We start from the raw sequence: 2,039 nt of genomic DNA, 5'->3' as shown, positions 1-2,039 counted from the left end.
CTATCCAAAACGGATCATTTACTAATTACACCTACAAAAAGCGTCAAATGCTTCTCAAGCGACTTGATAGACTGAAGCGTCAATTGGATCAATTAAATGTCAACTTGAAAACAGCCGCTACTGGAACCATAGCTGCTGGTATGATGATGCTAAATACTTCTGACGCTCATGCACAACTTGAAAAAGTAGGTACAGAGTTCAAGGTTAATACTGAGAATGATAATGGTTCATATAGTAGAAGATATTCTGATATCGCTATGGATGAAGATGGTGATTTTGTGATTGCTTGGAGTACCGTTAATACTGGAGTCTATGCTCAAAGGTTCAATGCTGAAGGAGTCGCTCAAGGAGATGAGTTTACAGTAGCCAGTGGAAGCGTAGGCTATAACTTAGCACCTGCGGTAGCAATGGATTCAGACGGAGACTTTGTAATTACTTGGCAAATGTCAAATTTATCAGCAATGGATGATCGAGGTATCCAAGCTCAGAGATACAACTCTTCTGGTGAAAAACAAGGCTCCGTATTTTTAGTAAATACTCATACTACAGGGAATCAAAATACTCCTGATATAGCAATGGATGCTGATGGTGACTTCGTTATTGTGTGGAGTGGCGATGGAGGTTACGTTCATGGAGGTACTGATATAATGGCACAACGATTTGATGCTTCTGGCAATAAGGTCGAAAGTGAATTTAGAGTCAATTTTGGAACTTTTAAGAATAGTATCAATCCTGCTATTTCCATGGATGCTGATGGTGATTTTGTAGTCACTTGGCAGGATGAAAATGTTGATGGTGATGATTACGGGATAGAAGCAAGACTTTACAACGCTTCTGGCGAAGCACAGACAGACCCTTTTTTAGTCAATACTTTAGTAGATAATTATCAAACAGACCCAGCTACGGCTATGGATGCTGATGGTAATTTTGTAATTACATGGAATAGTGATCATTCAGCAGGGTTTCACGATGTTTATGCCAGAAGATATAATGTATCAGCAGTAGCACAGGATACGGAGGAATTCTTAGTCAACACTTTTAAAGGTAGTGGAAGTATTCAAGATAGAGTACCATCTATAGCTATGAGTGTTAATGGAGATTTTGTGATTACTTGGGATGGCTTTGGTCAAGGAGATGATTTTAGCTCAGATATCTACGCACAGCGCTATAATGCATCGGGCATAGCTCAGGGAGATGAGCTTGTAATTAATACGGAAAGATCCAATGATCAAAAGAGTCCAACAATTGCTATTGATAGTAATGGTGATTTTGTGATAGCATGGAGTAGTGAAGTCACATCATATGAAGTAATCAACGCTCAACGCTTTGAATTACCAAAAGTCGCTCCAATATTGGATGTAATCGAAGATAAAGAAGTGGATGAAGGAGAATTATTAGCTTTTACCATATCTGCTTCAGATGAGAATAATGACGAATTAACATATAGTTTAGATGCTGAATCAATAGCATTAGGTATGACCTTAAACTCTACAACTGGAGAGTTTAACTGGACACCAGATAGTGATCAATCAGGAACATATGATGTAACTGTAACAGTTAGCGATGGAGACTTGACAGATAGTGAAGCTTTCAAAATCACAGTTGCAGACAAGCTTATCTCATCAGTCGAAGGTGAGTTATCATCAGACATAACACTATTCCCGAACCCAGCTACATCTGAAATTACATTGAACAGTGAATCTTCAGTATTTGATAGTTATGAGATTTCAGACCTATCTGGAGGGTTGGTTCAAGCTGGTAATTTATTAGCTCAAAAATCAATATCGATTGCTGATTTGCCTACAGGGATATATATGCTAAAAGTATCTGGTGTTGACGGAGTGAAGACCATAAGGTTTATTAAGAAATAACTTTTAAGGCGATTTCTAATTCACAACAACACATAATAATAAAAAATAAAGGCCAGAGTTTCTCTGGTCTTTTTTTGTGCCTTTTATTGAAGATCCTGTTCTAAATGTTGAGTCTTATTTTCCTCAAAGAATCCATCATCAGAAGATCAGTTTACATAACATTCTTAT

At 37.6% G+C, this 2,039-nt stretch carries 1 protein-coding gene; it reads left to right on the top strand.

The features are described from left to right. A partial coding sequence (locus DKG80_RS21010; protein WP_221409173.1) for a putative Ig domain-containing protein occupies positions 1-1,871 on the top strand: 1,871 nt, incomplete at its 5' end. Positions 1,872-2,039: the final 168 nt, after the last annotated feature.

Source organism: Reichenbachiella versicolor (assembly GCF_003171675.1).
Classification (GTDB): domain Bacteria; phylum Bacteroidota; class Bacteroidia; order Cytophagales; family Cyclobacteriaceae; genus Reichenbachiella; species Reichenbachiella versicolor.
This window is presented reverse-complemented; position numbering and strand designations above follow the sequence as displayed.